Below are 24109 nucleotides of genomic sequence, written 5' to 3'. Positions count from 1 at the left end.
CCGTCGTCCCCCTCGCGGCCGAGCCAATCAACGCCGAGGCCAGCCTCCGGGCATTGCATGCGCACGCCAAGATAAATCTCGCGCTGCACGTCACCGGCCGGCGCGCCGACGGTTATCACATGATCGAAAGCCTGGCTGTGTTCACGCGCTTCGGCGACCGCATCGAGACAGAACTTGCCGACAGCGATGGGTTTTCCGTGTCCGGCAAATACGCCTCCGCGGTGCCGGTCGACGACAATAATCTGGTGGTGAGAGCGCGCGACGCACTGCGTCGCGAGGCCGGTTCCCAACACGCGCCGGCTGTCGCCATCCGGCTCGAAAAGAACCTGCCGGTCGCGTCCGGTGTCGGAGGCGGATCGAGCGACGCGGCGGCTGTGCTGCGCGCCCTGATCCAGACCTGGGGACTTGATGTTGACGATGCCGAACTGGCGCGGATCGGCCTGTCGCTCGGCGCCGACGTGCCGATGTGCCTCGCTGCTAAGCCACTGATAGCCCGCGGCGTCGGCGACGAGCTGACACTCGTGCCGGATTTCCCGGCGCTGGGTCTGGTGCTCGTCAATCCCGGCACTGCCGTCTCGACGGCCGACGTGTTCGAGGCGCTTGGCCGCCGCGACAATGCGGCGCTGCCGCCGCTGCCGCACAGCCTCGACTTCCACAGCATCCGCAACTGGCTGGAGATCACCCGCAACGATCTCGAACCTGCGGCGCGTGCAATCCAGCCCGCCATCGGCAAGGCGCTTTCCGTGCTTAACAAGGCCGGAGCCGGTTTTGCCAGGATGTCGGGTTCCGGCGCCACCTGCTTCGGGCTGTTCGAGACCGGCAACGTGGCCAAGCGCGCGGCCGTCGATATCCGCGGCCGCCATCCCGACTGGTTTGTCGCGGCGACGCGAAGCGTGAGATCGGAGGCTGATGCCCATGGCCAGGATTGACGTGAGCCGCCCCTTTGTTCCCGTGCGCATCGCGGTACTGACCGTTTCCGATACGCGCAGCCTCGTCGACGACAAATCCGGGCAGACGCTGGCCGACCGTATTGCCGAGGCCGGCCACATCCTCGCCGCCCGCGACATCGTCACCGACGACCGCGACAAGATCCGCGACACGGTCCTAGGTTGGTCAAGGGACGAAGCGATCGATGTCGTCATCACCACCGGCGGCACCGGCTTCACCGGCCGCGACGTGACGCCGGAAGCGCTGGAGCCGATCTTCGAAAAGCGCATGGACGGCTTTTCCGAAGTGTTCCACCGCATATCCTACGACAAGATCGGCACCTCGACGATCCAGAGCCGGGCAACCGGCGGCGTCGTCAACGCCACCTTCGTCTTCGTGCTGCCGGGCTCGCCCGGCGCCTGCAAGGACGCCTGGGACGGCATCTTGAAGCCGCAGCTCGACTACCGGCACATGCCCTGCAACTTCGTCGAGATCATGCCGCGGCTGGACGAGCATTTGCGGCGCGGCTGAGGCGAGCCAAGGTATCAGCCAAGCGACCTCGGTTTAGCGAATGACCGGCTCGCCGTGAAAACGGCGGCGCGAGGGCGGCGACACGCCGAAGCCGACCTCCATCATCAGCCGCGGCGTGCGCGTCGGCACGGTGCCCATATGGAAGCCGAACGGGTCCTCGACAAAGCCGAGGCCGGCCGGCCCGGTCAGCGTGACCGGGCTCTGCTCGCCATAGACGCCCAGCACCTCCTCCGCCGAATGGCCGACAAGCAGCGTCAGCTGATGCTTCAGGATGCGGCGGTTGTGGGAGCCGCGGACATAGACATGCGGCCCGGTGTCGTTGTCGACCGGCACCAGGTAGAAAAAGAACTTCAGCATCCGCCAGTCATCGAGGTCGAAATGGTATTTGCCGAGCGAGGCCATGTTCTTGTCGGCGTCCGAGACGCCACCGGTCGGAAAGCTCCACCAGACGCGGGTGGTGATCAGCTTGGCCTGGCTGCCGAGATAGTGCGCTGCGATATCGAGAAGCAGCGGATCGCGCTGCACGGCGACCGCAGCGTTGCAGTCGAGGACCCGTTCGAAATAGTGACCGCTGAGCAGCGGGCGGCCGAAATGCTTTTCGGCATCGGCGTGTTTTTCGGGCAGGAATTCCAGCCGGCGGTCGAAATTGCCGAAGCATGGCGTGCGCTCGGCGAAGCGGGCAATCTCCTCATGGATGGCGGCCGGCAGCATCAGGCCCGAATAGAGCCCCTCCGTCCGCAGCGCGCCGACGACGGCATCGCGATCGACGCCGGCGAACATCGTTTCACCGACATTGCGCGCCGGCGGAACGGGCTTTGCACCGCGCCAGTGCAGGCGCCGCGCCGGCATGGTGCGGGCCAGCATGAACATCGGCAGCCATGCCGGATTCTCGCGAAGGTCGGAAAGATAGGTCGGGATGCGGGCGGCGATGCGGCGCAGCGTACCGCCGTTGCGTGCGATCGCCTCGAGGCTTGCAGCGCCGGACTTGTCGGGGCTTGAAAGGGTCATCGGGGTCCTCAAATGTCGATGGAACAGCATCGACGATAGTCGTCGCCGCCGCTCCGGCACACCCCAAACCCATTCGCCCGTTTCGCAGGGAATGGTAACCCCCGGCCAGATTTTGTGCAATGCACAATAAGCGACGACCCGCCAGAAAATTTGCTTGGGCGGCATTCCCTAGGCCGGGATGGTAAGCCGTCACTTCCGCGGCGCCACCCAGATCTCGGCGTGGAGCCTCCTGGTCGCCAGGCCGCGGGCGATCGCTTCGGCGCTGCGGGCGCTCTTTGATAGCGCGGCGGCCTGACGCTTGCTGATCACCAAGCCTTCGGCGAGAGCGCGATTTCCGGCAAAGACGCGTGACAGGAAGGGCGCGCGGCTGCCGCGTGCCCGCGAAAATCGCGCCGCCATGGTTTGCCTGGCGGTATGGGCGACGACCTCGTCGATCCAGCCCTCCCCCAGCCGCGCGCCCGGTTCCAGCAAGAGCAGCCAGTCGCCCTTGGCCTGCCTGATGCCCGCAGCGATGCCGCCGCTGACATAGTGGCAGCCGGCATGTTCGGCGACGCGGTGCGTCTGATCGGTCGAGCCGGTGTCGCAGACGAGAACGTCGCGCACCACGCCCTCGACCGCGCCGCCGATCAGCGAGGCGAGCGTGCGGGCAAGGCCCTCCTCGTCATTCAGGGTTTCGATCAGGACGCTGAGCATGTTTAGCCGAATAGCGGAAAGCGGTGGGCAGCGCCAGTTTTTGCGGCGCGCCGCGAGAAAGTTCTTGCTTTGTTCTCATCGATGCGATAGGAATACATTCATGAGCAGAGCGATTCGACAGCGGGCGGATAGTCCCTGGGAAAGGGCCAAAATGGAACAGATCGTGCGTGCCGACATTGCCGCCTTCGGCGCTGGCAGGGCCGAGATGGCGAATGCGATGATCGAGCAGAGCGGCATGCGCGTCCGTCCGGACCGCAATCGCGGCAGGTCGGCGGGCATCAATCCGTCCGGCCGTTTCGAGCCGGTCAGCCGGCATGTGTTCGATGACGGCTGGAATTCGCTGGAGGAGCTGCCGCCCTTCAGGACCGAGGTACAGGTCGAGAAGCCGCGCACCATCATCACCCGCAACGAATCGCCCGATATCTCCTTCGACCGCTCGATCAATCCCTATCGCGGCTGCGAACATGGCTGCGTCTATTGTTTCGCGCGGCCGACGCACAGCTTCATGGGCTTGTCGCCGGGGCTGGATTTCGAATCGAAGCTGTTTGCCAAGCCGGATGCGGCGCGGTTGCTCGACAAGGAATTGTCCAGGGACAATTACCAGCCGCGCACCATCGCCATAGGCACCAACACCGATCCCTATCAGCCGATAGAGAAGCAATACCGGATCATGCGCGAGATCCTCGAAGTTCTGGAGGCGCGCGGCCATCCGGTCGGCATCGTCACCAAATCGGCACTGGTGATCCGCGATATCGACATTCTGTCGCGCATGGCCGAGCGAGGGTTGGCCAAGGTGGCGCTGTCGGTGACGACATTGGACAGGATGCTGGCCAGAACGATGGAGCCGCGCGCGTCGACGCCGACCAAGCGGCTGGAGGCGGTCAGACAGCTTTCGGACGCCGGCATTCCGGCCTCGGTGATGGTCGCGCCGATCATCCCCGGACTGACCGACCCGGAAATGGAGCGCATCCTCGATTCGGCGCAGGCAGCGGGCGCGCGTGAAGCCGGCTATGTGCTGCTGCGCCTGCCGCTGGAGGTCGCGCCGATCTTCAAGGACTGGCTGCTGCGCCACTATCCCGACCGCTATCGCCACGTCATGTCGCTGATCCGTTCGATGCGCGACGGCAAGGACTACGATTCGGAATGGGGCAAGCGCATGAAAGGCTCCGGCCCCTATGCCTGGCAGATCGGCCGGCGTTTCGAGATCGCCGCCAAACGGCTCGGCCTCAATGCCGAACGGCGCTCGCTCAGGACCGACCAGTTCGTCCCCGCTGCCAAGGCAACCGAGCAGCTGATGCTGCTGTGACAAAGCGTCTCGCGCCAGCCGCTTTGAAGCGGCCGCAGAAGGCGAAAAATCCCGTCCGGCCTGTCCTGTCCCCGGGCTTGCAGACGGTAGCCCCCTCCTGGTCCGGTGCCCCGCCCGACCCGGAGGGGACTTGCGGAGAATCGGAGCCGATGCGAACCTCGCCGCACCATGGCTCGCCCGCGTTCCGATTCTCCGCTTCTCTTCGAAATCGTCGAGAAACCCGACTTCTCGTTCGAAACGAGAGCGATGGCCGAAGGCCTTTGGCCGGTGGCAGGGATGGACGAGGCCGGCCGCGGCCCACTCGCCGGGCCGGTGGTGGCGGCAGCGGTGGTGCTCGATCCCGCCAACATCCCCGACGGCCTCGATGATTCCAAGCGGCTGACGCATTTGCAGCGTGAGGCGCTGTTCATGAAAATCCTCGGCTCCTCACTCGCCGTGTCGATGGCCTCGGTCAGCGCCGAAGGCATCGATGCCTCCAACATTCTCAGGGCCAGCCTGGAGGCGATGCGCCGTGCAGTGGCCGGCCTGTCAATCCGGCCGAAGCTGGCACTGGCCGACGGCCGCGACGTGCCGCCCGGCCTGCCCTGCGAGGGCAAAGCGCTGATCAAGGGCGACCAGCGCTCGCAGTCGATCGCCGCAGCCTCGATCGTCGCCAAGGTGTTGCGCGACCGAATGATGTGCGGCTGCGGCAGCCATCATGCGCGTTACGGCTTCGAACTGCATATGGGCTACGCCACTGTGCGCCATCGCACGGCAATCGATCTGCACGGGCCGGTGGCGCGGCTGCACCGCGCCTCCTTCGCGCCGTTCCGGTTCGGCGGCACCGAGGTGCTGGAGGAAGAGGGTTTTTCGGGTTTGGATTGAGATTGGCGAAAGCGGCTGAGCGCGCAATCTCCCCCCTTGAGGGGGAGATGGCCGGCAGGCCAGAGGGGGTCGCCTTCGTGTGAAGCGTCAACGTTCTCTTTCGTCCCAGTGGCGTCGCGCCAGGACGTACCGCCCCCCTCTGTCGCCTTTGGCGACATCTCCCCCCTCAAGGGGGGAGATTATGCGCTCTGCCGCTTTCGCCAACAAAAAAGCCGCCAGGTTTCCCCGGCGGCTTCCGATGAATTTCTCGACGAAGTCGCTTAATTCAGTTTCGACTTCAAATCCTGCAGGGAGGCGTTGAACAGGTCGGCGCCGGCCTTGGCGTCGATCTTGCCGGCCAGCAGCGCGCGCGCGGCTTCGACCGCAATGTCGACAGCGCTGGCACGCACTTCGCCGATCGCTTCGCGCTCGGCCTGGCCGATCTTCTGCTCGGCCAAGGCGGTGCGCCGGGCGACATAGTCCTCGGTCTTCTGGTGCGCCTCGGCGGCAAGCATGTCGGCTTCACGCTTGGCGGCGGCAACGATGGCCGCCGCCTCCTGCTCGGCTTCCTTGCGCTTGCGCTGGTATTGGCCAAGCAGTTGCTGTGCCTCTTCGCGCAACCGGCGCGCCTCCTCGAGCTCGGAGCTGATCTTGTCGGCCCGCGCATCGAGCGCCTTGGCGATCATGCCCGGCACCTTGATGTAGATGGCGATGCCGAGGAAGATTACGAGGGCAACCGTTGCCCAAAGCGTCGCGAGAGATGTGGCGTCCATGATGCGCTCCTCACCCGGCCACGGATTTGACCGCGGCCGCGATTTCGGCCTTGCTGGCCTTGCCGCCGACAAGCGCCTCGACGATGGCCGAAGCGGTGTCCTCGGCGATCGTGCCGACTTCCTTCATGGCATTGGCCTTGATGGAAGAAATACGCGCCTCGGCCTCGCCAAGCTTCTGGTCAAGCGCTGCCTCGATCGTCTTGCGGGCAGCTTCGGCTTCCGCCTTGGCCGCATCGTTGGCCTGCTGACCGATCGCATTGGCCTTGCCCTTGGCTTCCGCCAATTCCTGCTCATAGGCGGCAACGGCGGCATCGGCCTCGCTTTTCAACCGGGCAGCATGATCGAGATCCTGCGTGATGCGGTCGTTGCGAACGTCGATGATGCCGCCGACGCGCGGCATCACTACCCGTTTCAAGAAGAGGTAGAACAGCCCGAAAGTGATTGCCAGCCACACCAGCTGTGACGGGTACGTTGCCGGATTGAATGGCGGGAACGTGCCGTGCGCCTCGGCAGGCACGCCGGTGGCGGCGTGCGCGTCGGCTTCCGTTGCGGCGGGCGCGGACTCTTGCGCAAAGGCAGATGTCACGAACATGGACTATCCCCGAAATTCAGTCCCGCCGCAGGATCGCGGCCGGCCTGTTCAATTCTTCCCAATGTTCAGCCGAACAAATATTCAGCCGAACAGGGCGAGAAGCGCGATGAGAAGCGAGAAAATACCCAGCGCTTCGGTCACGGCGAAGCCGAAAATCAGACGGCCGAACTGGCCGTCGGCGGCCGACGGGTTGCGCAGCGCGCCCGCCAGATAGCTGCCGAAGATGTTGCCGAGGCCAACGCCCGCGCCGCCCATGCCGAGGCATGCGATGCCGGCGCCGATGTACTTTGCTGCTTCTGCGTCCATTTGTTCAACTCCTTTGGATCTAAAATTCCGTTGCAAATTCGATCCGGCGGCAATGCCGGAACCTAGTTAGTGCCCGGGATGCAGGGCGTCGTTGAGATACATGCAGGTCAGCACGGCAAAGACGTAGGCCTGCAGGAACGCGACCAGCAACTCAAGCGCCGTCAGCGCCACGGCCATCGCCAGCGGCAGAACCGAACCCGCCACGCCGACCGCGCCGAGCGCGCTCAGGCTGACGACAAAGCCCGAGAACACTTTCAGCGTAATGTGACCGGCGAGCATGTTGGCGAACAGACGAACCGACAGGCTGACCGGACGTGAGACGAAGGAAATCACCTCGATAAGCACCACCAGCGGCAGCAGGTAGACCGGCACGCCATGCGGGACGAACAGCTTCAGGAAGCCAACGCCGTGCTTGGTGAAGCCGTAGACGACAACCGTTCCGATCACCAGCGCGGCGAGGCCGAAAGTGACGATGATGTGGCTGGTGACGGTGAAGAAATACGGGAACAGGCCAAGCAGGTTGGCGACAAGCACGAACATGAACAGCGAGAACACGAAGGGGAAGAACTTCATGCCCTGCGTGCCCGCGGCGTCCCTCAGCATATTGCCGACAAATTCATAGGCCATTTCCGAGACCGACTGAAGGCGGCCCGGAACCAGGCTGCGGCTCGATGTGCTGAGATAGAGAAACGCCGCCGCGACGGCAACCGTCGCAAGCATGAACAGAGCCGAATTGGTGAAAGACAGGTCATAGCCGCCGATGTGAATCGGAATGATCGGATGGATCTGGAACTGGTGGATCGGATCGACCTTGTCAGCAGCCACTTTAAATCCCCATCAAAGCCGCAGACGGCTTCAGCATTCTGTTCAATGCGCCGGCATGCGGCGCCTCAATTCATTCTTTCGGATCGCGCGGTTTGTCGCCCGTTCCGAATTCCGACACAAGCCCGGCTGAACGCAGGACATTGAGCACGCCGGCGCCAAAACCCAGCAGCAGCCCGACTATCAGACCCCATGGCGATATCCCCGCCACGCGATCGATAAACCAGCCGAGAGCCGCACCGACCACTATCCCGGCGATGAACTCGCTGGACAGCTTGAGCGCCTGGCCGTACCCGGCCACACTGCCCGTTTTCGCGTCGTCTTTCCCCTCGAGCCGATCCGGCCGCCTTGTCGCAAGCGATGCTTCAAGGTCGCGCCGGCGGCGCTCAAGATCGTCGTCGCGGATGTCGGCTTCATGCTGCTTGCCGCGGCCGGTTTTGCCGGTTCCGTCTGGCCCATTCTTGTCGGCCACGCAACCCCCCTGCCCGGTCAGACCGTTACCGTCCGTCCGCTTCTTAAAGTCGCCGGCAACATAGTTAGAGGGTCCGCGCCCGTCAAGCCACGGGCGGACCTTCGAGCTCAAGTATTTTTTCGTTATGAATCAGCTACTTGCCTGGGTGCGACATCGTGCCCGACGCGGTCTCCGGCGGGCTGCGGCCGAATCCCCACGGCGATGCGTCTTCCATCGGCCGCTCTCGCGGGAAAGATGCAAGGGCCGCCAGAGCGCTTAGCTCCAGCCGCCGCCATAGGTGCGGTAGAAGATGTGCAGGCCGATCCTGGTCATTTTCTGCATCGTCCGCGCCCAGCCCGGATGGACGTAGTTGGCGTAATAATGGGTCGACGAGCCGACTTCCGGAATGAAGATCTTGCCGGCTGTGACGGCCATGGCGACATCCTGAGCGGTCTTGTAGGCAGCGGGGTTGTCGATCCGCTTCTTCCTGCCGTCGCAGGCGAAGGAAAACTGACAGCGGTTGAACCAGTTGTCGTTCTGGTAGACAACGCCGCAGATCGAGTTCGGATAGGCCGGGTTTCGGACACGGTTGAGGATGACCTGGGCGACGGCGGCCTGGCCGCGCACGGACTCGCCGCGCGCCTCGAAATAGATGCCGTTGGCGAGACAGGCCTGCTCCGGTTTGGAAAAGACGCTCGCCGGCAGCGGCGTCTGCATCCAAGAATGATCGCCCTTGCTCAGGGGCGGAATGAAGCGGCCATCGTTCGGGTCCTCGTCCTGCAGCAAGGCCTCGAAAGGCGACGCCTTGGCGTAATCGGGGGCAGACGAGGCATAGGCGGTCGCCAGCACGTCGGGATGATCGTTGTTGACCAGCGCGGCAAGCATCGCCGGCACGCCGGAATCCGGCTTCTTGTCGACGCGCGTGTGGAAGGAGGCCGCGATCTGAATTTCCTTGCCTTTGATCTCGGGCTTGGCGAAGGCCATCCTCAGGCCGCTGTCCATGCTTGGGCGCAGCAGCGAGGAGGTTCGCTCGAAGATCGAGCCGGCGTTGAAGTTCTTCGGCGGCGAGACGGGCGAGACCTCGATGATGCGGCCCTTCTTGTCGGCACGCGTGATACGGTTCTCGTCCGGCGTCGTGCCGGCGATGCCGCCCTTGCCGCGAAACGAGACGGCGCCGATGCCGGGCAGTTGGACGCCGGAGCCGGAGAGCGAGCCGGTGCTGCTGGAATCGAGGAAGGGCATTTCGGCGGCGTGAACGGAGCCGGCGACGGATTTCTCGACATAGGCGTTCCAGCGGACGCTCGGCGCCTCAAGACCGGAGACCAGGCTTGTCATGTCCTGATAGGCAACGACACTCGGAAAGCCGATCCAGATGCCAAGGCCAATAATAAACGGAGACAGGAAGGAACGCTTTTTCTCACCGGCGGCGGCGACAAGCCGCGTCAAAACACGTCGATGCACGGAACTCTCCAGAAACGCAACGGACCCCACTGGAGAGCTACAATGATGCATTAACCTTGATGGGGCGTTAACAGCTTAGAACCTTGTTTTCCCATCTCGTGTCGAAGTCAGGCGCTTTTGCGGCTGTCCGTTGGCGGAAGAAAGATCGGCCAGGCGATCAGCGCGCAAATAGCCGCACCCAGCCAGACGCCTGGCCACGAGCAGAGCACGAGAAGCCCCGGAATGGCGATCGGCACCAGGAAAAAGGCAATGAAGACCAGACTGTTGGCAAGGCCGAGCGCCGTTCCGGCCTGGCTGGCGCCGGCCAGCGTCGCAAGCTCGGTGTAGGCGACGCCGTGCCAGGAGGAGACGCAGATGCCGGCCACGACGAGCATCGCAACGATCGCCGGCGACAGCATCGGCGCTTGGCCTGACAAGAATTGGGCCGAAAACAAGACGAGCGCCGCAAGCACGGCGAAGGCGGCCACGCTCAGCATGCTGCACAGACGCAGGAACGACCGGCGGTTGCCGTGACGGTCGGTATAGCGGCCGCTCCAGACGCGCATGACCATGGCGCCGACCTGCACGGCACCCAGGCTGGCGCTGATCACGACTGTTCCCATGCCGGCAAAATCATGCAGGAAGACGGAAGCAAAGGTGAGCACGGCCACCTGTGGGAAGCACAGCAGGCCGATGGCTGTCGCGATGCGCCAGACGGCCGGGTTGCGCAGCGGCGCGGGGCCGGCCGGCTTTGCCGCGCTGCTCGAATGGGCATGGTCGTGCGCCGGCGGCTGATGCAGCCAGCGCCAGGCGAGTGAGGTCGAGACGGCGGATGCAGCCGCCAGAAGTCCGAAGACCGCCGTGAAGCCATGGGCCGAAGCGAGCGACGGCAGCACCAGCGCGCCAAGCCCGCCGCCAAGCGGCACCGCCGTCTGCCTGATGCTCATGGCAAAGCCACGCTCGCCTTCGCCGAACCAGGCCATGATGGCGCGGCCGCTGGAGCCGTTGACGCTGCCGCCGAGCAATCCGGTGACCAGCAGGGCAGCGGCGAGAAGCGCGACGCCGGGAATTTGGGCTGGTGACGGCACGACCAGCGCGGCCATGACGAGCAGCCACAACGCGGTTGCGCCGAGCCCGGTCAGCAGCACGCGGCGGTCGCCCCAGCGATCGGTCAGCAGCCCCCACGGCAATTCGCTCAGCGCCACGCCCAAGCCGAGAAGGCCAAGCGCCAGACCGAGCTCGCCATTGGAGAGATGATAGCCCGAGCGTAGGAACACCGCCGTGGCCGGAATGCCGGAGAATGTCGCGGAGAAGCAGGCGTTGGCGGCGACGCCGATACCCAGCACCTTCCAGCGATGATTGGGTCGAAGCACCGCCGCCTCTGACAGGGTGGTAACGGCGGCCGGGCGAAGCGGTTTGCAATCTGCTCGTGTGTCGACAGCGGACATGGTTCAGCTCCTGCATGCGCTGGTTGCGTTCGGGTCTTGACGCGCTCTCTCTACCGCCATAACTTCGTACTGAATATCAGGAAGTTTTTCACATAATGTCCTAAATATCAGGATTATCGCTATGCGACGCGTGACATTCGATCTCGAAGTTCTGCGCAGCTTCATTACCGGCATGGAGCTGGGCAGCTTCGCCAAGGCCGCCGACCGGCTCGGCCGCTCGACGTCGGCAATCAGTGCGCAATTGAAGAAGCTGGAGGAGCAGGCGGCGACGCCGATCTTCCGCAAATCTGGGCGTGGCCTGGCGCTGACGGACGCGGGCGAGACCATGCTCGGCTACGCGCGCCGGCTGATCGAGCTCAATGACGAGGCCGCCTCCGCCATCCACGATGTCGAGCTGGAGGGTTGGGTACGGCTTGGGCTACAGGAGGATTTCGGCGAGGCGGTGCTGCCGGATGTGCTCGGGCGCTTCGCCCGCGCCCATCCCAAGGTCAAGATCGAGGCCAGGATCGCGCGCAGCCATGAGCTTGCCGAAAGGATCATTTCGGGCAGCGTCGATATCGCGCTTGCCTGGCACAATGGCGCGACGCTGCCCTACAGCCGGAATCTCGCCGACGTCCAGATGCGCTGGATCGGCCCGGCAAAACAGATCGAGACCTGCCTGCGCGATGGCGAGCCGTTGCCGCTGGTGGCGCTCGAAGCGCCGTGCCTGCTGCGCAGCGTGGCGACCGAAACGCTGGACCGCGCCGGCCTGGCATGGCGGATGGCCTTCTCCAGCCCCAGCCTTGGCGGCATCTGGGCAGCCGTCGCCGCCGGGCTCGGACTGACGATCCGCACCGATATCGGCCTGCCGGCCAGCGTCAGGGCGATGACGCCGGAGATCGCCGGGCTGCCCGCCTTGCCCAAGATGGCGCTGTTCCTGCACCGCAAGGAGGCCGAGCCCGATCCGATAGCGGCGCGGCTTGGCGACATCCTGCTGCAGGCGGCGCTGGAAGCGTTGCCGGGAAGTGGCGACGCGGATGGTCTGAGGAAAGCGGCTTAGCGCAGACGAGCCGAAAGGGGCGCAGGGCGCTCCATAACTTAGTCGGTCGAAGAAGCAGTAATGCTGGCGATCCCTCGCGCGCCCCTCTGTCCTGCCGGATATCTCCCCCTCGAGGGCCGCTCGAGGGGGAGATTAGCAGCTTCGCCGTCCCACCCGTCTTTCGGCGTCGGAGATTGGCTAAAAGCGGAGGGAACGGCCAATCTCTCCCGGCCGGCGAACAGGTGTCCGAGGTGCGCAAGCGATGCGGATCGGCGCGCCGGGCATATCGAAAGCCTCGCCTCTATGCTACCAACATGCTTACTTTACGCCCGTCATCGGCGAGCGGTCTCTTGTTTCAATGAGGTTTTTCGGTGACGTGCTGGTCCGGTCAGGGGATAATTCCCCGAGGGCCCCGGCGTAGCTGAATCTGGCGGGTACCGCAGCATTTCTTGAACTTCATACCTGAACCGCAAGGACATTGATCATTGCCGCCGCGTTGCAGCCGGCCGACCAGGGGCAGCAGCGCCGCGGAAGGCAGGAGCGCTGCCACAAGGGCAGCCAACTTACCCGAGATTCCCGGTACGACGAGGCGACGACCGGATTTGAACGCTCGCCACGCCTGTTCGGCCACATACTTCGGATCCACCTTGGGCAAGATGTTGAAGAGCACCGTCTGATTGGCGCCTGATCTTGCGAGAAACTCCGTGGACACCGGGCCTGGTGCAACGCATGTGACCGTCACACCGGTTCGGCGCAATTCCTGGTGAAGCGCCTCTGAGAAGAAGCGCACGAAAGCTTTGCTAGCGAAGTACAGAGCCATATAAGGCCCGGGAACGAACCCGGCCACGGAACTGAGATTGAGCACCCCGCCCCGTCGGCGTGCCACCATTCCCGGCAGAAAATGAAGGGTCAGTTCTGTGAGGGAATGTATATTGAGATCGATGATGCCGAGTTGACCATCAATAGGCAGCGCCGTCGTCGCGCCCCGCAGGCCGTACCCGGCGCTGTTGACCAGGACATCACAGACCAGGCCGTGTGCGGACAGAAAGCCCTCCAGGCGCGTTGGCGCATCGCCTGCCACGAGATCCAACTCGAGCGTGAATGCCTCGCCGCCCGCCTCCCTAACCTCAGACGCCGCGGCGGCCAAACCCTCAGGTGAGCGGGCAACCAGCACAACCGCACCGCGCTCCCTTGCAGCGACGCTCGCAATCGCCCGGCCAATTCCACCCGAGCCGCCAATCACGACGATAGCTGGCCGGAATTCACAGTGCGAAATCACTTCGCATTCCTCTGTCTTGCAGGAGCGGAAACACCTTGACCGAGCAGCACCACTTCATTGGCGACAGTGCCGTTCAGAATCTTTTCGAATCTCTCCAGTGCTCGTGCGACGTTCGCTCCATCCATGACCCGGTGATCGTAGTGGATGCGGACATTCACCGATCCGTCTTTGCCGATCGGACCGTAGTTTAGAAGGGTGGTCAGTGGTGTCAGCGGGTTGAGTGATTCCGCACCGAGACCAGAATAGACGGACAGTTGGAAGGTACCGAAGTAATTTGCCCTTTGCCGGGCGATGTTCAACCCTAGCCACATAAGCAGCCACCTGACTGGCGCGGGCGCACCTGCCATCCGCAAGGCACGCCGAAACTCCGGGACCTCCTGGATCGGCCGTGATCGAGCCGCGTGGATGGATCGCTCAAGTTCCGTGATGGAGTAGCGCTCCGGGCATTTGATGCAGCTCAGCAGAACGGCCGGCTCGCCATCATATTCGCGCTCGTGGGCAATCGAGGCTACGCTTGCCGGATACTCGTAAAGCTGCGGCCAGGGCAACTTGACATAGGCGCGCCGCAACTCCGGGGTCTCTAGGGCAAGAAGCGCATACCCTTTCAGGAAGATCGCGGTCCACGAGGGCCTGGTCTGCTGCGCCATTCTAGCCCTTACGAGTGGGCCGAGATTCATCTGACGCTGCACCGCGACCCGTGGCACGCCGATCGAAAACCTCATCAGGTCGCCAACAAGGCGCCGGGGCGCGGAAAGCTTGAGGGCTCGGCCTCGCATAAAACGACCTCTAATAAAGATAAGGGAATATTCGCTTGGTCCTTTCCATATAGACACGGTATTGCGAGCCTAAATTCTCCAGCATCATACGCTCTTCCTTATCCACTCTCAGCAGGAAAAGGACTGCGAAACCAACCAAACCCGATATGCCCGCAACCCAGTTCGGCAGCAGAAAGAGCTGGCCGAGCCCCATAAGCAGGAAAGAGGTGTACATAGGGTGACGGACCAAGGCGTATGGCCCGGCGCTGACCAGTTCATGCCGTTCGCGAATCTCGAGCGTAATCGACCAGTTACGGCCAAGTTCCTTGTGGGATAAGCGAAAAATCCACAGCGCTGAGCAGAAGATGATGGTTCCGAGCGCCACCGACCACACGCTGGCCGGATGATCAGCCGCTGCGGGGATGCCGGTGGCGACATAGAAGCCAGGCAGGATCGCCAGGCCAAGGAGAGCCGATGCAAGCCCGACGGTGTCGGAACTTGAGCGGCCGCCAGCTACTATTCGCACGCGCCTTGCCCGGCGCTCGAAGGGATACCGGATCACGTACCAAGCGACGATGCCGATCACCCATATGATCTCGCCAAGTGAGGCTAAAGCAATGGTCACTTCAGGTCACCAGCGCCCTTTCTGCGATCGCGACTGTAGCAGCTGCCCCTGAGTATGGCCACTTCACCCATCGCCTCGATTTCGTCACCGGCCTACCTTCAGGCGCAGCGATCCTCTCCGAGTTAGTCCGCACACGCGAAAGCCGGAGGGGCAGTACCGATCGCATTCGGTCCCATTCATCCCTCGAATCTTGGTTATGTATTCATCTCCCGAAGCTCGGTTATGAATTGTTGCGGCCGGAGCTGAATGGCGGGAGTCTTATATCCCATGGAATGAGCGATGTCCGCCACGAAGCCGTTGCAGTTCAAGACCGTCGCCTGCCAGACATGCGAGCTCGCCTGCAGCTTGCGGATGTAGGCAACGACTTTGTCGTATTCGGCCCGGGTCAATATGATTCGCCAGCTTGCGGATCTGTATGGTTCTTCCAGATCACCGTCGCTCCACCCGGTTTCGGCTGGCACCGGCACGATATGGCCCAGAACATAGGGAACCGCACTGTTCGAAGCCGGGTGAAGGCCCGCGACTTGGGGATCGATCATTCTCCCGGCCCGGTCCAGGCGCCCAAAAACTGCGTAGGTGTGGCCGTAGCTTAGGGCGTAGCGGGAGCGGAACTCGATGAAGTACCGCTCGTCGTTTTTTTTAGGCGCAGCTCCGCCATCGGCATAAGATACGAAATTCGGCTGGGGCGGCAGGTCTTTCGTCTGACATGCCGCTGCCGGGAGGGCCACCAATGCCACAAGCAAGAGACGGCTACTTACAAGCGTCATCGCCGCGTCCATTCCCGAACTTCACAATGCACAGACCTAATAACGGCCTATGCCCGCCAACCGCGCCGGACGCTATGAAGCCGGCCAAAGCCCCGGCTGCGTATGCATGGGGAAGGGCTTGGCACCCCTTCCCCATACAAGCCGGTCCTTACTTAATCACTGGTTCCTCTACCGGAGCGGGTGCCGGAGCCTTACCCTTTCCTTTGCCGATCCAGTCGTTCGCGCAGCCGCTCAGGCTGGCAACGGCGAGCACAGCAACCATTGCAACCAATATCCTGTTCATCAAGCAATCCTTTCCCCGGGGGCGGAATAGCCTATAGAATCGCCACAACTAAAACGATATGCAGCCCCACCAAGTTAGCTGCGATCTACACCAACGCCTAGTGCAGAAATGACACAGTTGGCATCCAGTTGCCGGCGGCACCTTTGCGGTGACGTGCTGGCAGGGTTCACCATGCAACGGAGATCAGGCCTGCCCACCATCAAACAACCACCACCGTCGTGCCCAAAGGAGTACGGTCGTAGAGGTCAATGACGTCGTCATTTATCATACGGATGCACCCGTTCGATACCGCTGTGCCTATCGTCCATGGCTCGTTTGTACCATGTATCCGGAAGTGGGTGTCGCGCCCGTCTTGATAGAGATAAAGGGCACGCGCACCAAGCGGGTTGTTTGGTCCGCCAGGGACCCCCCCTGCATACTTCACCAGGCGCGGCTTGCGCTGCATCATGCTGGCGGTGGGTGTCCACGACGGCCAGTCCGCCTTGCGGCCGACGGTCGCTGTACCCTTGAACGAAAGTCCCTGCTCGCCGACGCCAACGCCGTAGCGCGTCGCCCACCCGTCCGTCTCGACGGCATAGAGAAAGCGTTGCGAAGTATCGACGACGATCGTTCCGGCCGGCTCGTTTCCGTCGTACCGCACGTGCTGTCGTCGGTAACGAGGATTCAGGCCACGCCTTGGTCCGAACGCGGATGAAATCGACGTACATCCGGAGACCATCAGAGCCAGACTACCCAGCACGAGCCCCCGGCGCGCAATGTGGTGTTCTTCCATTTGTACCTGCTAGGAAACTGGTCATCTACCGCCGCCCTCGTCTCTACCATTCCAAGGCCTGCGCGCCAAGTCTCGCTGTGTGGTGGCAAAATGAATTCACAGGATTGACAAGCGAATTGGAGCGAAACTTCTTGCGATAACCGTCTGCCTCTGTTCGGTTATGTCAAAATTGGCATAGGACAGAGACGATGAAGCCTGACTTCCATGGTAAAGTCGCGATTGTGACCGGCGCAGGCTCCGGAATAGGGGCGGCTGTTTCACGGCAACTCGCGCAAGAAGGAGCCGAGATTGTTGTCGCCGACCTTGATGCCGAGGCCGCGCACTGCAGAGCCGCCGAAATAAGCTCGCAAGGCGGCAGGGCCTACGACTTTGCGGTAGATGTCACGGATGCGGCAGCCGTGGAAAAGCTGATCGAGTTCACTGTCCAGAAATGCGGCGGACTGGATATGGCGGTAAACAATGCAGGTATCGACGGCATTCGAAAAGCCACGGCAGACTATCCGCTCGACAACTGGCACAAGCTGATAAACGTCAATCTAAATGGCGTTTTCTACAGCATGAAGTACGAAATCGCCGCGATGCTGGATCGAGGCGGAGGCGCCATCGTGAACATGTCCTCCGTCCTCGGTTCCGTCGGCTTGCCAACTGCGTCCGCTTACACGGCAGCGAAACACGGGGTCGTTGGACTAACCAAAGTTGCGGCGATCGAATATGCCAGGATGGGCATCCGGATCAATGTAGTCGGCCCCGGCTGGATCGAAACGCCGCTTTTATCGGAGCAAATGGAGGCATTAGCCAGCCGGCGCATGGCAGGTCTTCAGCCGATGGGCAGGCGCGGGAAACCGGAAGAGGTAGCGGCTCTTGTATGCTTCCTCTTGTCCGACCAGGCCAGCTTTATCACTGGGAGCTACCATCTGGTGGACGGAGCCTACACTGCCCATTAGGTGCAGAGGCTGCCCCCACTCGCGCCGGCCACCCTCTGGGCGATGACGCGCCGGAGATCGCCGGGCTGCCCGCCTTGCCCAAGATGGCGCTGTTCCTGCATCGCAAGGAGGCCGAGCCCGACCCGGTAGCGGCGCGGCTTGCCAACATCCTGCTGCAGGTGTCGGTGGAATCGCCTCCCCGAAAATGTGCAGGCGCTGCCCGCGAGCGGCCTGCGGAGCGTAGCCTGATGCTGGCGCCCAGAGGACCCGCAGCTCAGCGGCGCTTCTTTGCCCTGCTGGCGAACGGGTTGTCCGAGGTGCGCAAGGCGATGCGGATCGGCACGCCGGGCATGTCGAAAGCCTCGCGCAGGCTGTTCGAGAGATAGCGGACATAGGATTGCGGCATCGCATCGGGGCGTGAGCAGGAGACGACGAAGCCGGGCGGCCGCGTCTTGGCCTGGGTGACATATTTGATCTTCAGCCGGCGTCCGGCAACCGCGGGTGGCGGATGATGCGCCAGAATGCCCTCCAGCCAGCGGTTGAGCTTGCCGGTTGAGACGCGGCTGTTCCAAACTCGATGCGTCCTGATGACAGCATCCATCAGCTTGTCGAGCCCGCGCCCGGTCTCGGCTGACACCGGCACCGCCTGCATGCCGCGCGCCTGCGGCAACAGCCGCTCGGTTTTTTCGCGTAGCTCGGCCAGCAGCTCCTGGGGATGATCGACAAGGTCCCATTTGTTGAAGGCGATCACCGGGGCACGGCCCTCGCGGATGATCAGGTCGGCGATCTGCAGATCCTGCTTCTCGAAGGGAATAGTCGCGTCGAGCACGATGATGACGATCTCGGCAAAGCGGATGGCGCGCAAGCCGTCCTGCACCGACATCACCTCGAGCTTTTCGTGGATCCTGGCCTTGCGGCGCATACCGGCGGTATCGAACAGTTTTAGCCGGCGGCCATGCCAGTCCCAGTCGACCGAGATGGAATCGCGAGTGATGCCGGCCTCAGGGCCGGTCAGCAGCCGCTCCTCGCCGATCAGCGCGTTGATCAGCGTCGACTTGCCGGCGTTGGGACGGCCGACGACGGCGATGCGCATCGGCTTGGTATCGTCATAGCTCGGCTCGGCGTCCGGGTCGGTGATGTCTTCGCCGATCAGCACCTCGCTGGCGGCGATCTCCTCCTCGCTGGCCTCTTCGTCCTCGCCGAAGGCGCGCGCCTCGCCCAGTGCGGCGATCACCGCATCGCGCAAATCGGGCAGGCCCTGGCCATGTTCGGCCGAGACCGGGATCGGCTCGCCAAGGCCGAGTTCCCATGCCTCCAGCATGCCGCCTTGGGCGCCGCGCGCCTCGGCCTTGTTGGCCACGACGACAACCGGCTTGCCGGACTTGCGCACGATCTCGGCGAAAGTCTTGTCGTCGGGCATCAGCCCGGACTTGGCGTCGATCGTGAAAAAGATCAGGTCGGCCTCGCGGATGGCGATCTCGGTCTGGGCGCGCATGCGGCCGGGCAGCGTCGAGGCGGCCGCATCCTCGAAACCGGCAGTGTCGACGACGTCGAAATGCAGATCGTAGAGCTTTGCGGCATGGACGCGTCGATCGCGGGTGACGCCGGGCGTGTCGTCGACAAGCGCCAGCTTCCTTCCCACCAGCCGATTGAAAAGGGTCGATTTGCCGACGTTAGGTCGGCCGATGATGGCGACTTTGAAGGTCATCCGTTGTTACGATACACCGCCCGAGCCGCGGATCAGCTCGGACATCAACGTCGCCCGCTCGCGCGTGTTGCGCGGGGCGCCGTCGTCCGCGGCGATCTGGTCGAACAGCTTCAAAGCATCCGCCGCCTTGCCTTCCTTCCAGGCGGCAAGGCCAAGCGCCTCGCGCGCCGTATGGCGCAGCGTATTGGTGTCGGCGGTGAGCGCCTCGACGCGGCTGGAGACATCGGCGAAAGAGCCGTGGTCGACCAGCAGCAGCGCAGCCCTGAGCCGCGCCATGTCGCGAATGCCGGAAGGGATCTTGGTGTCGGCGGCGACCTCGTCGAAGTCCTTGACGGCAGCATCGACGTCGCCCTTGTCTGCCTTGACGGTTGCCGCGCGCATACGGGCGAGCAGCGGGTAGGCGCCGTAGCCGTCCTTTTCCAGCGCCTCCAGAGCGGCAAGCGCCTCGTCGTTCTTGCCCTCATTGGCGAGCTTGAGCGCTTGCGAAAAAGCATCGCCCGAGCGGTTGGCGCGGGTCTCGTCCCAATAGCGGTAGCCGACGACGGCAGCGGTGCCCAACACCACCAGTACAGCCAGCACGAGCAAGGCGGGACCGAAACGGTCCCACAGCGCATGCGCCTGGTCGCGACGAATCTCTTCGTTGACTTCGCGGATAAAACTGTCGTCCGACATGGATCAAAACCATTCATGCCCCCGGCCGGGGCGGTTGATGAGCCCGCGTTTTAGCGAAATTTTGCCGGCATGGAAGGGGTTCCGCAGGAAAATCGCCTATTCACGAGGCAGTCGCCGCCACCGGCGGCCGCGCAGGTCGATCGTATCCGTGCCATATTTCGCCGGTAGGCGGTGCTTCTACATTCCTTGATCCGGTCAGATGCCTTTGCCCCGTTTGTCCCGCGTTGTTGCGTTTTCGATTGCCGCGCTTGCTACCGGCGCGGCTTTTGCCGACCCGCCGGCGGCGCTGGCAAAACCGAAGCAGACGGTCATCATTTCGTTCGACAGCGCCCGCGATATTTCGCAGTGGCAGCGCAGCCGGGCGCTGGCCGCGCGCACCGGTGCGCATTTCACGTATTTTGTCTCCTGCGTGTTCCTGCTGTCACCCGAGACGCGCAAGGAATACACCGCGCCAGGCAAAACGGCCGGCAAATCGAATATCGGCTTTGCCGCCTCCAAACAGGAAATTGCCGAGCGGCTCGAGCAGATCAACCTCGCCGCCAGGGAAGGCCACGACATCGGCAGCCATGGCTGCGGTCATTTCGATGGCAAGGACTGGAGCAAGGCAGACTGGCTGAGCGAGTTCGGCTCGTTCAAGCATATTCTCCAAAACGCCTATTCGATCAACGGCATTGCACCCGAACCAAAGGGTTGGCGCGATTTCGCAGGCAGGGCAGTGGTCGGGTTTCGCGCGCCCTACCTGTCGGCAAACAGGGCGCTTTACGAGGCGCTGCCCGCGGCCGGCTTCCTGCTTGACGCAAGCGGCGTTTCGCGTGGGCCGGTCGAGCCGCCGACCGTCAACGGCATCACGCGCTTTTCGCTGCCGCAGATCCCGGAAGGGCCGAGCTCAAGGCGGGTGATCGCCATGGATTACAATCTCTATGTCAGGCATTCCGGCGGCTTCGAGCGGCCGAGCATGGCGGAAGCGTTCGCCGACCGGACCTACCACGCCTTTCGCGCCGCCTTCGATGCGCAATACGAGGGCAAGCGCATTCCGCTGGAGCTCGGCTTTCACTTCACGTTGATGAATGACGGCGCCTACTGGAACGCGCTGGAACGCTTTGCCGGCGAGGTCTGCGTCAAGGCCGACGTCGAGTGCATCAGCTTTCGCGACTATGTTTCGCGGCGAGGCGAAAGGCAGGCGGCGGTGGGCGGCTGAGCCCAAGTGGATCGCCGCCCGCTACCCTTTAGCTCACCGGCTGATCTTCAGGGCGCAAGCCGGCTTGCTCACGCTCCAGATAGCGCTGGTCGATTTCGGGCAGTGGCTCGCCCTCGAGCGTCGCCTCGAAGGCGCGCAGGCGCTTATGTACTGACTGCAGCTCGACGATGGTCGACCATGAGGTGAGCAGAAACTGCAGCGATCCGGTCACTCGGCCGAACGCGTTGGAAATCTGGCTAAACGCCCCGAAACTTATCTTATGAGCCACAAAGGACGGCCCCAGGATCAACATTGAGAAGATACCGTCGGCTTGCAGATAGGTATAACGGACCACATTGAAATAGATATAGTGAAAATACAGTCTGAAGTAGTTGTGACGAACGTTGGCGAACAACTCCGAAGTGGTTGCCGGTTGGGCCCTGTCCGCATGATCCTCGCCGTAGACGAGTTCCTTGCGATAGGCAGCCTCGACACGTTGGTTGCGAAACTGCAACCCAGGTAACTTCAGACCTGCAACCATAACCGAAATCGTTCCGAACAGGCACCAGGCAAGCGCGGCAAAGACTAATGGCTGGGGGATGGCACCGACGACCGGCAATTCGCTAATGTGGCTCTGCAGTTGAATCATCACCGGCAGAAATGCAATCAAGGTCATGATCGACTGAACAAAGCTCGAGCCCAGATCCTCCATGATCTGCGAGAACCGCATCGTATCTTCCTGGATACGCTGAGAGGCGCCTTCGATGTGGCGAAGCCTGCTCCAGTTCTCGATGAAGTAATTGTTCATCGCCGTTCGCCAGCGGAAAATCCAGTGACTGACAATGAAGGCGTTGATCACCTGCACGTTCATCCCGACCAGCGCAAGCCAAGCGAAGCTGCCTAGTCCGGCATAAAACTCTCCTGCGGTCGACTTGATAGTCCCCGACATAAGTCCCTGGATATAGTCATAAAAAGGGCCGTACCAAGCGTTGACCGCTACACTGACCTGCACATTGAAGTAGATGAGGAACAGGATGACTGCGCTGATCAATATCGACCAGTTTTGCCACGGATGCGGTGCATACCAGCTCCAGAATGCATAGAAGACGGCAACGCAAAAAGCGAAATAGAGATAGAACCACAGAAACGGGTTCGACCAGAGTACGGTGATGCCGATAATGGGCGGTGCATCAGCCGCGGCCGGCGGCAAGCCGAACACAGCGCCCAGCTGTTCGCCACCGAAAAACCAGAACAGGATAGCGGCAAGGCTCCAGACGGCCAGCGAACTGAAGAACAGCTTCGGCTGCGGGAAGAAGGATACAAACACTGTGGGGAAATCCTCGGTCGATGCGCAAATCAGCGGGTTCAGCGGGCATAAAGTCACACATTAGTGGGAAAGAAAATGCCGTGCCCGGTTCCCGGCGCCGAGCAAGACCACAATCATGGCGATTTTGGCGCAGCCGACCAGGCGATCGCACCGGAGGCGAGCAGGACGGCGGCGGCCACGATCGAGGCAAGGAAAAAGTCGCCTGAGGCCTGCGCAAGCAGCCCGGCGACGATCGGGCCGATGATCTGGCCGAGGCCGAAGGCGGCCGTCATCACCGCCAGCATCCGGCGTGGTGCTTGCGGGGCAAGCTGCCGTCCGGCCTGCAGGCCAAGCGCGGTGATGGCGATGAAGGTGCCGCCGACAAGAAGGCCGCCGAGCAGCGGCCCGGTGCGTCCGTCCATGACGACACTGGCGCTGACCCCAACCACCTCGACCAGGCACCCAAGGGCATAGGTGGCGTAAAGCCCGATCCTGGCCGTAAGCTTCTGCCACAGCCAGACCGAGGGGAACCCGGCAAGGCCGGTGACCATCCAAACCACGGCCTCGAAGACCCGGCCACCGCCGCCCTGGCGGACGATCGCGACCAGGAACGTCGCCGTGACGATGTAGCCGAAGCCGAACAGGCCGTAGGCGACAATGACCTTCACCAGTGAAGGGTTTTTTGGCAACGCCGGCTCCGGCCCGGCAACGCTGTTCGCAGCCGAGGTGCCGCCGGCGAGCAAGGCGACGGCGGCAAAGCCGCAGGCCGAAATCGCCGCGGACCACAGCCAGCCCGCCGCCCAGCCGGCGTGTTCGGTGACAAGGAGCGCCAACAGCCCCGAGGATGCCGCGATGCCGAGACCGACACCGCCGAAATACAGCGCCTGCAGGTCGTTTCGCCCGGCCGCGGCGAGATGACGGAAAACGATGCTGGTCATGAAGACCAGCACGAAGGCACTGGCGAGGCCGGCAAGAAAGCGGATGAGGAGGAAGGCGGCCATGGTACCGGTCAGGCCCATCAGCCCGACGAGGATCGCAGTGGCGGCAAGGCCGGCCAGCATCAGCTGGCGCTCGCGGCCTTGCGCCCAGCCGCCGGTGGCGGCAAGCGCGCCGACGAGGTAGCCGAGATAGTTGGCCGATGCGATCCAGCCGGCATCAGCCGGCGACAGGCCGAGCTCGTCCATCATGCCAGGCAGGATCGGCGTATAAACGAAGCGGCCGATGCCCATGGCGACGGCCAGGGCGATCATGCCGGCGATTGCCAAGCGCAAGGGCGAAGCGATGTTCATCGCGGTGCACAATAAGTGCGCCTGCCGCCGAGACAATCCGCCTTTTGTTGGGCCAGAAGGGGTTGCGCAGCCCCGTCGGCGGCTGGCTCGCCTGAGGTGCTTCGTTCAGGAGACTCTGCCGCAGCAGGTCCTCGTCAAGGCCGTCTCGTAGCGGCTACGACGCGCGGTCAGCCTGAATGGCATGTCGGCGAGTTCGCGCTCCGACATGGTGTCGAGCAGCGGATGCGACAGCGGATCGGTCACCCAGCTGGTGGCCTCGCTGTCATGCCGGTGCGGCTGCGTTCCGATCGGGGAAAAGGCTCCGAGCCATGACAAAATCTTCATCAGATTGCCTCGTCACTCTGCGTGACCCACTTAGAATCCGGCATCCTGCAGTGTCTGGCAATTGAGATTTC

The 24109-nt window shown here is 63.0% G+C and carries 27 protein-coding genes; 7 read left to right on the top strand and 20 right to left on the bottom strand.

What is annotated here, in order from left to right; all coding sequences use genetic code 11:
• Positions 1-26 precede the first annotated feature (26 nt).
• Together NKH42_RS05170 and moaB are read left to right on the top strand one after the other, a co-directional pair.
• Positions 27-929 carry a 4-(cytidine 5'-diphospho)-2-C-methyl-D-erythritol kinase gene (locus NKH42_RS05170; protein ID WP_352505454.1) on the top strand — a complete coding sequence of 301 codons (903 nt, stop codon included), beginning with the start codon at positions 27-29 and terminating at the stop codon, positions 927-929.
• Positions 916-1458, top strand: a complete 543-nt coding sequence (gene moaB, locus NKH42_RS05165; protein ID WP_352505245.1) for a molybdenum cofactor biosynthesis protein B — start codon at positions 916-918, stop codon at positions 1456-1458. The genes NKH42_RS05170 and moaB overlap by 14 nt, the downstream gene beginning before the upstream one ends.
• A gap of 33 nt (positions 1459-1491) precedes the next feature.
• Here moaB and NKH42_RS05160 read toward each other — a convergent pair whose 3' ends face one another.
• Together NKH42_RS05160 and NKH42_RS05155 are read right to left on the bottom strand one after the other, a co-directional pair.
• Entirely contained in the window at positions 1492-2466 is a 975-nt protein-coding gene (locus NKH42_RS05160) for a phytanoyl-CoA dioxygenase family protein (RefSeq protein WP_352701642.1), read from the bottom strand.
• A gap of 189 nt (positions 2467-2655) precedes the next feature.
• Complete coding sequence (locus tag NKH42_RS05155) at positions 2656-3159, bottom strand: glycosyltransferase (RefSeq protein WP_023716858.1); 504 nt, start codon at positions 3157-3159, stop codon at positions 2656-2658.
• A 151-nt stretch (positions 3160-3310) separates the two neighbouring features.
• Here NKH42_RS05155 and NKH42_RS05150 point away from each other — a divergent pair, with 151 nt between their 5' ends.
• Both NKH42_RS05150 and rnhB read left to right on the top strand, forming a co-directional pair.
• On the top strand, positions 3311-4465 hold the full coding sequence (locus NKH42_RS05150; protein WP_352505247.1) for a PA0069 family radical SAM protein: 1155 nt from the start codon (positions 3311-3313) through the stop codon (positions 4463-4465).
• Between the two features lie 168 nt (positions 4466-4633).
• Complete coding sequence (rnhB, locus tag NKH42_RS05145) at positions 4634-5329, top strand: ribonuclease HII (protein WP_352505248.1); 696 nt, start codon at positions 4634-4636, stop codon at positions 5327-5329.
• A gap of 260 nt (positions 5330-5589) precedes the next feature.
• On the opposite strand, the gene NKH42_RS05140 is transcribed toward rnhB, so the two are convergent.
• The 7 genes from NKH42_RS05140 to NKH42_RS05110 all read right to left on the bottom strand — a co-directional run bounded on the left by NKH42_RS05140 (position 5590) and on the right by NKH42_RS05110 (position 11140).
• The gene (locus tag NKH42_RS05140) at positions 5590-6081 is read right to left on the bottom strand and encodes a F0F1 ATP synthase subunit B (protein ID WP_352505249.1); all 492 of its coding nucleotides are present in this window, start codon (positions 6079-6081) and stop codon (positions 5590-5592) included.
• A gap of 10 nt (positions 6082-6091) precedes the next feature.
• Complete coding sequence (locus NKH42_RS05135; protein ID WP_352505250.1) at positions 6092-6673, bottom strand: F0F1 ATP synthase subunit B; 582 nt, start codon at positions 6671-6673, stop codon at positions 6092-6094.
• Between the two features lie 81 nt (positions 6674-6754).
• Positions 6755-6979: a F0F1 ATP synthase subunit C gene (locus NKH42_RS05130; RefSeq protein ID WP_254820421.1), complete on the bottom strand. Its 225-nt coding sequence runs from the start codon at positions 6977-6979 to the stop codon at positions 6755-6757.
• Between the two features lie 66 nt (positions 6980-7045).
• Complete coding sequence (locus NKH42_RS05125; protein ID WP_352505251.1) at positions 7046-7804, bottom strand: F0F1 ATP synthase subunit A; 759 nt, start codon at positions 7802-7804, stop codon at positions 7046-7048.
• A 70-nt stretch (positions 7805-7874) separates the two neighbouring features.
• Positions 7875-8273 (bottom strand): AtpZ/AtpI family protein, encoded by a 399-nt coding sequence (locus tag NKH42_RS05120; protein WP_352505252.1) that lies wholly within the window; start codon positions 8271-8273, stop codon positions 7875-7877.
• 255 nt (positions 8274-8528) lie between these two features.
• Complete coding sequence (locus tag NKH42_RS05115) at positions 8529-9713, bottom strand: cell wall hydrolase (RefSeq protein ID WP_352505253.1); 1185 nt, start codon at positions 9711-9713, stop codon at positions 8529-8531.
• A gap of 107 nt (positions 9714-9820) precedes the next feature.
• A complete protein-coding gene (locus NKH42_RS05110; protein WP_352973970.1) occupies positions 9821-11140 on the bottom strand; it encodes an MFS transporter in 1320 nt (439 codons plus the stop codon).
• Between the two features lie 121 nt (positions 11141-11261).
• On the opposite strand from NKH42_RS05110, the gene NKH42_RS05105 reads away from it, so the two are divergent.
• The gene (locus tag NKH42_RS05105) at positions 11262-12179 is read left to right on the top strand and encodes a LysR substrate-binding domain-containing protein (RefSeq protein WP_352505255.1); all 918 of its coding nucleotides are present in this window, start codon (positions 11262-11264) and stop codon (positions 12177-12179) included.
• Between the two features lie 367 nt (positions 12180-12546).
• Here NKH42_RS05105 and NKH42_RS05100 read toward each other — a convergent pair whose 3' ends face one another.
• The 6 genes from NKH42_RS05100 to NKH42_RS05075 form a co-directional block, all read right to left on the bottom strand.
• The gene (locus tag NKH42_RS05100) at positions 12547-13437 is read right to left on the bottom strand and encodes an SDR family NAD(P)-dependent oxidoreductase (RefSeq protein ID WP_352505256.1); all 891 of its coding nucleotides are present in this window, start codon (positions 13435-13437) and stop codon (positions 12547-12549) included.
• Positions 13434-14213, bottom strand: a complete 780-nt coding sequence (locus NKH42_RS05095) for a hypothetical protein (protein WP_352689759.1) — start codon at positions 14211-14213, stop codon at positions 13434-13436. The genes NKH42_RS05100 and NKH42_RS05095 overlap by 4 nt, the downstream gene beginning before the upstream one ends.
• A 10-nt stretch (positions 14214-14223) precedes the next feature.
• Positions 14224-14811, bottom strand: coding sequence for a protein-S-isoprenylcysteine O-methyltransferase (locus tag NKH42_RS05090; protein ID WP_254820426.1), 588 nt, complete (start codon positions 14809-14811; stop codon positions 14224-14226).
• A 200-nt stretch (positions 14812-15011) separates the two neighbouring features.
• A complete protein-coding gene (locus NKH42_RS05085; RefSeq protein WP_254820425.1) occupies positions 15012-15584 on the bottom strand; it encodes a hypothetical protein in 573 nt (190 codons plus the stop codon).
• A gap of 148 nt (positions 15585-15732) precedes the next feature.
• Positions 15733-15867: an ABC transporter gene (locus NKH42_RS05080; RefSeq protein ID WP_254820414.1), complete on the bottom strand. Its 135-nt coding sequence runs from the start codon at positions 15865-15867 to the stop codon at positions 15733-15735.
• Between the two features lie 199 nt (positions 15868-16066).
• Positions 16067-16639, bottom strand: a complete 573-nt coding sequence (locus tag NKH42_RS05075; RefSeq protein WP_352505257.1) for a L,D-transpeptidase — start codon at positions 16637-16639, stop codon at positions 16067-16069.
• A 188-nt stretch (positions 16640-16827) separates the two neighbouring features.
• Here NKH42_RS05075 and NKH42_RS05070 point away from each other — a divergent pair, with 188 nt between their 5' ends.
• Positions 16828-17583: an SDR family NAD(P)-dependent oxidoreductase gene (locus NKH42_RS05070; protein ID WP_352476622.1), complete on the top strand. Its 756-nt coding sequence runs from the start codon at positions 16828-16830 to the stop codon at positions 17581-17583.
• 253 nt (positions 17584-17836) lie between these two features.
• Here NKH42_RS05070 and der read toward each other — a convergent pair whose 3' ends face one another.
• Positions 17837-19270, bottom strand: coding sequence for a ribosome biogenesis GTPase Der (gene der / locus NKH42_RS05060; RefSeq protein WP_352751066.1), 1434 nt, complete (start codon positions 19268-19270; stop codon positions 17837-17839).
• 6 nt (positions 19271-19276) lie between these two features.
• A complete protein-coding gene (locus tag NKH42_RS05055) occupies positions 19277-19942 on the bottom strand; it encodes a tetratricopeptide repeat protein (RefSeq protein ID WP_352476620.1) in 666 nt (221 codons plus the stop codon).
• Between the two features lie 205 nt (positions 19943-20147).
• On the opposite strand from NKH42_RS05055, the gene NKH42_RS05050 reads away from it, so the two are divergent.
• Complete coding sequence (locus tag NKH42_RS05050) at positions 20148-21140, top strand: polysaccharide deacetylase family protein (RefSeq protein ID WP_352751148.1); 993 nt, start codon at positions 20148-20150, stop codon at positions 21138-21140.
• Positions 21141-21168: 28 nt separating this feature from the next.
• Here NKH42_RS05050 and sbmA read toward each other — a convergent pair whose 3' ends face one another.
• From sbmA to NKH42_RS05035, 3 genes are all read right to left on the bottom strand, one after another.
• A complete protein-coding gene (gene sbmA, locus NKH42_RS05045; RefSeq protein ID WP_352751067.1) occupies positions 21169-22446 on the bottom strand; it encodes a peptide antibiotic transporter SbmA in 1278 nt (425 codons plus the stop codon).
• Between the two features lie 113 nt (positions 22447-22559).
• The gene (locus tag NKH42_RS05040; RefSeq protein ID WP_352751069.1) at positions 22560-23714 is read right to left on the bottom strand and encodes a YbfB/YjiJ family MFS transporter; all 1155 of its coding nucleotides are present in this window, start codon (positions 23712-23714) and stop codon (positions 22560-22562) included.
• 105 nt (positions 23715-23819) lie between these two features.
• Positions 23820-24038, bottom strand: a complete 219-nt coding sequence (locus NKH42_RS05035) for a hypothetical protein (protein ID WP_352751071.1) — start codon at positions 24036-24038, stop codon at positions 23820-23822.
• Between the last annotated feature and the right edge of the window lie 71 nt (positions 24039-24109).

It is taken from the genome of Mesorhizobium sp. M1142, assembly GCF_040318565.1.
In the GTDB taxonomy this organism is placed as follows: Bacteria; Pseudomonadota; Alphaproteobacteria; order Rhizobiales; family Rhizobiaceae; genus Mesorhizobium.
The sequence above is the reverse complement of the archived record's forward strand: the minus strand, read 5'-3'. Positions and strand labels throughout refer to the sequence as shown.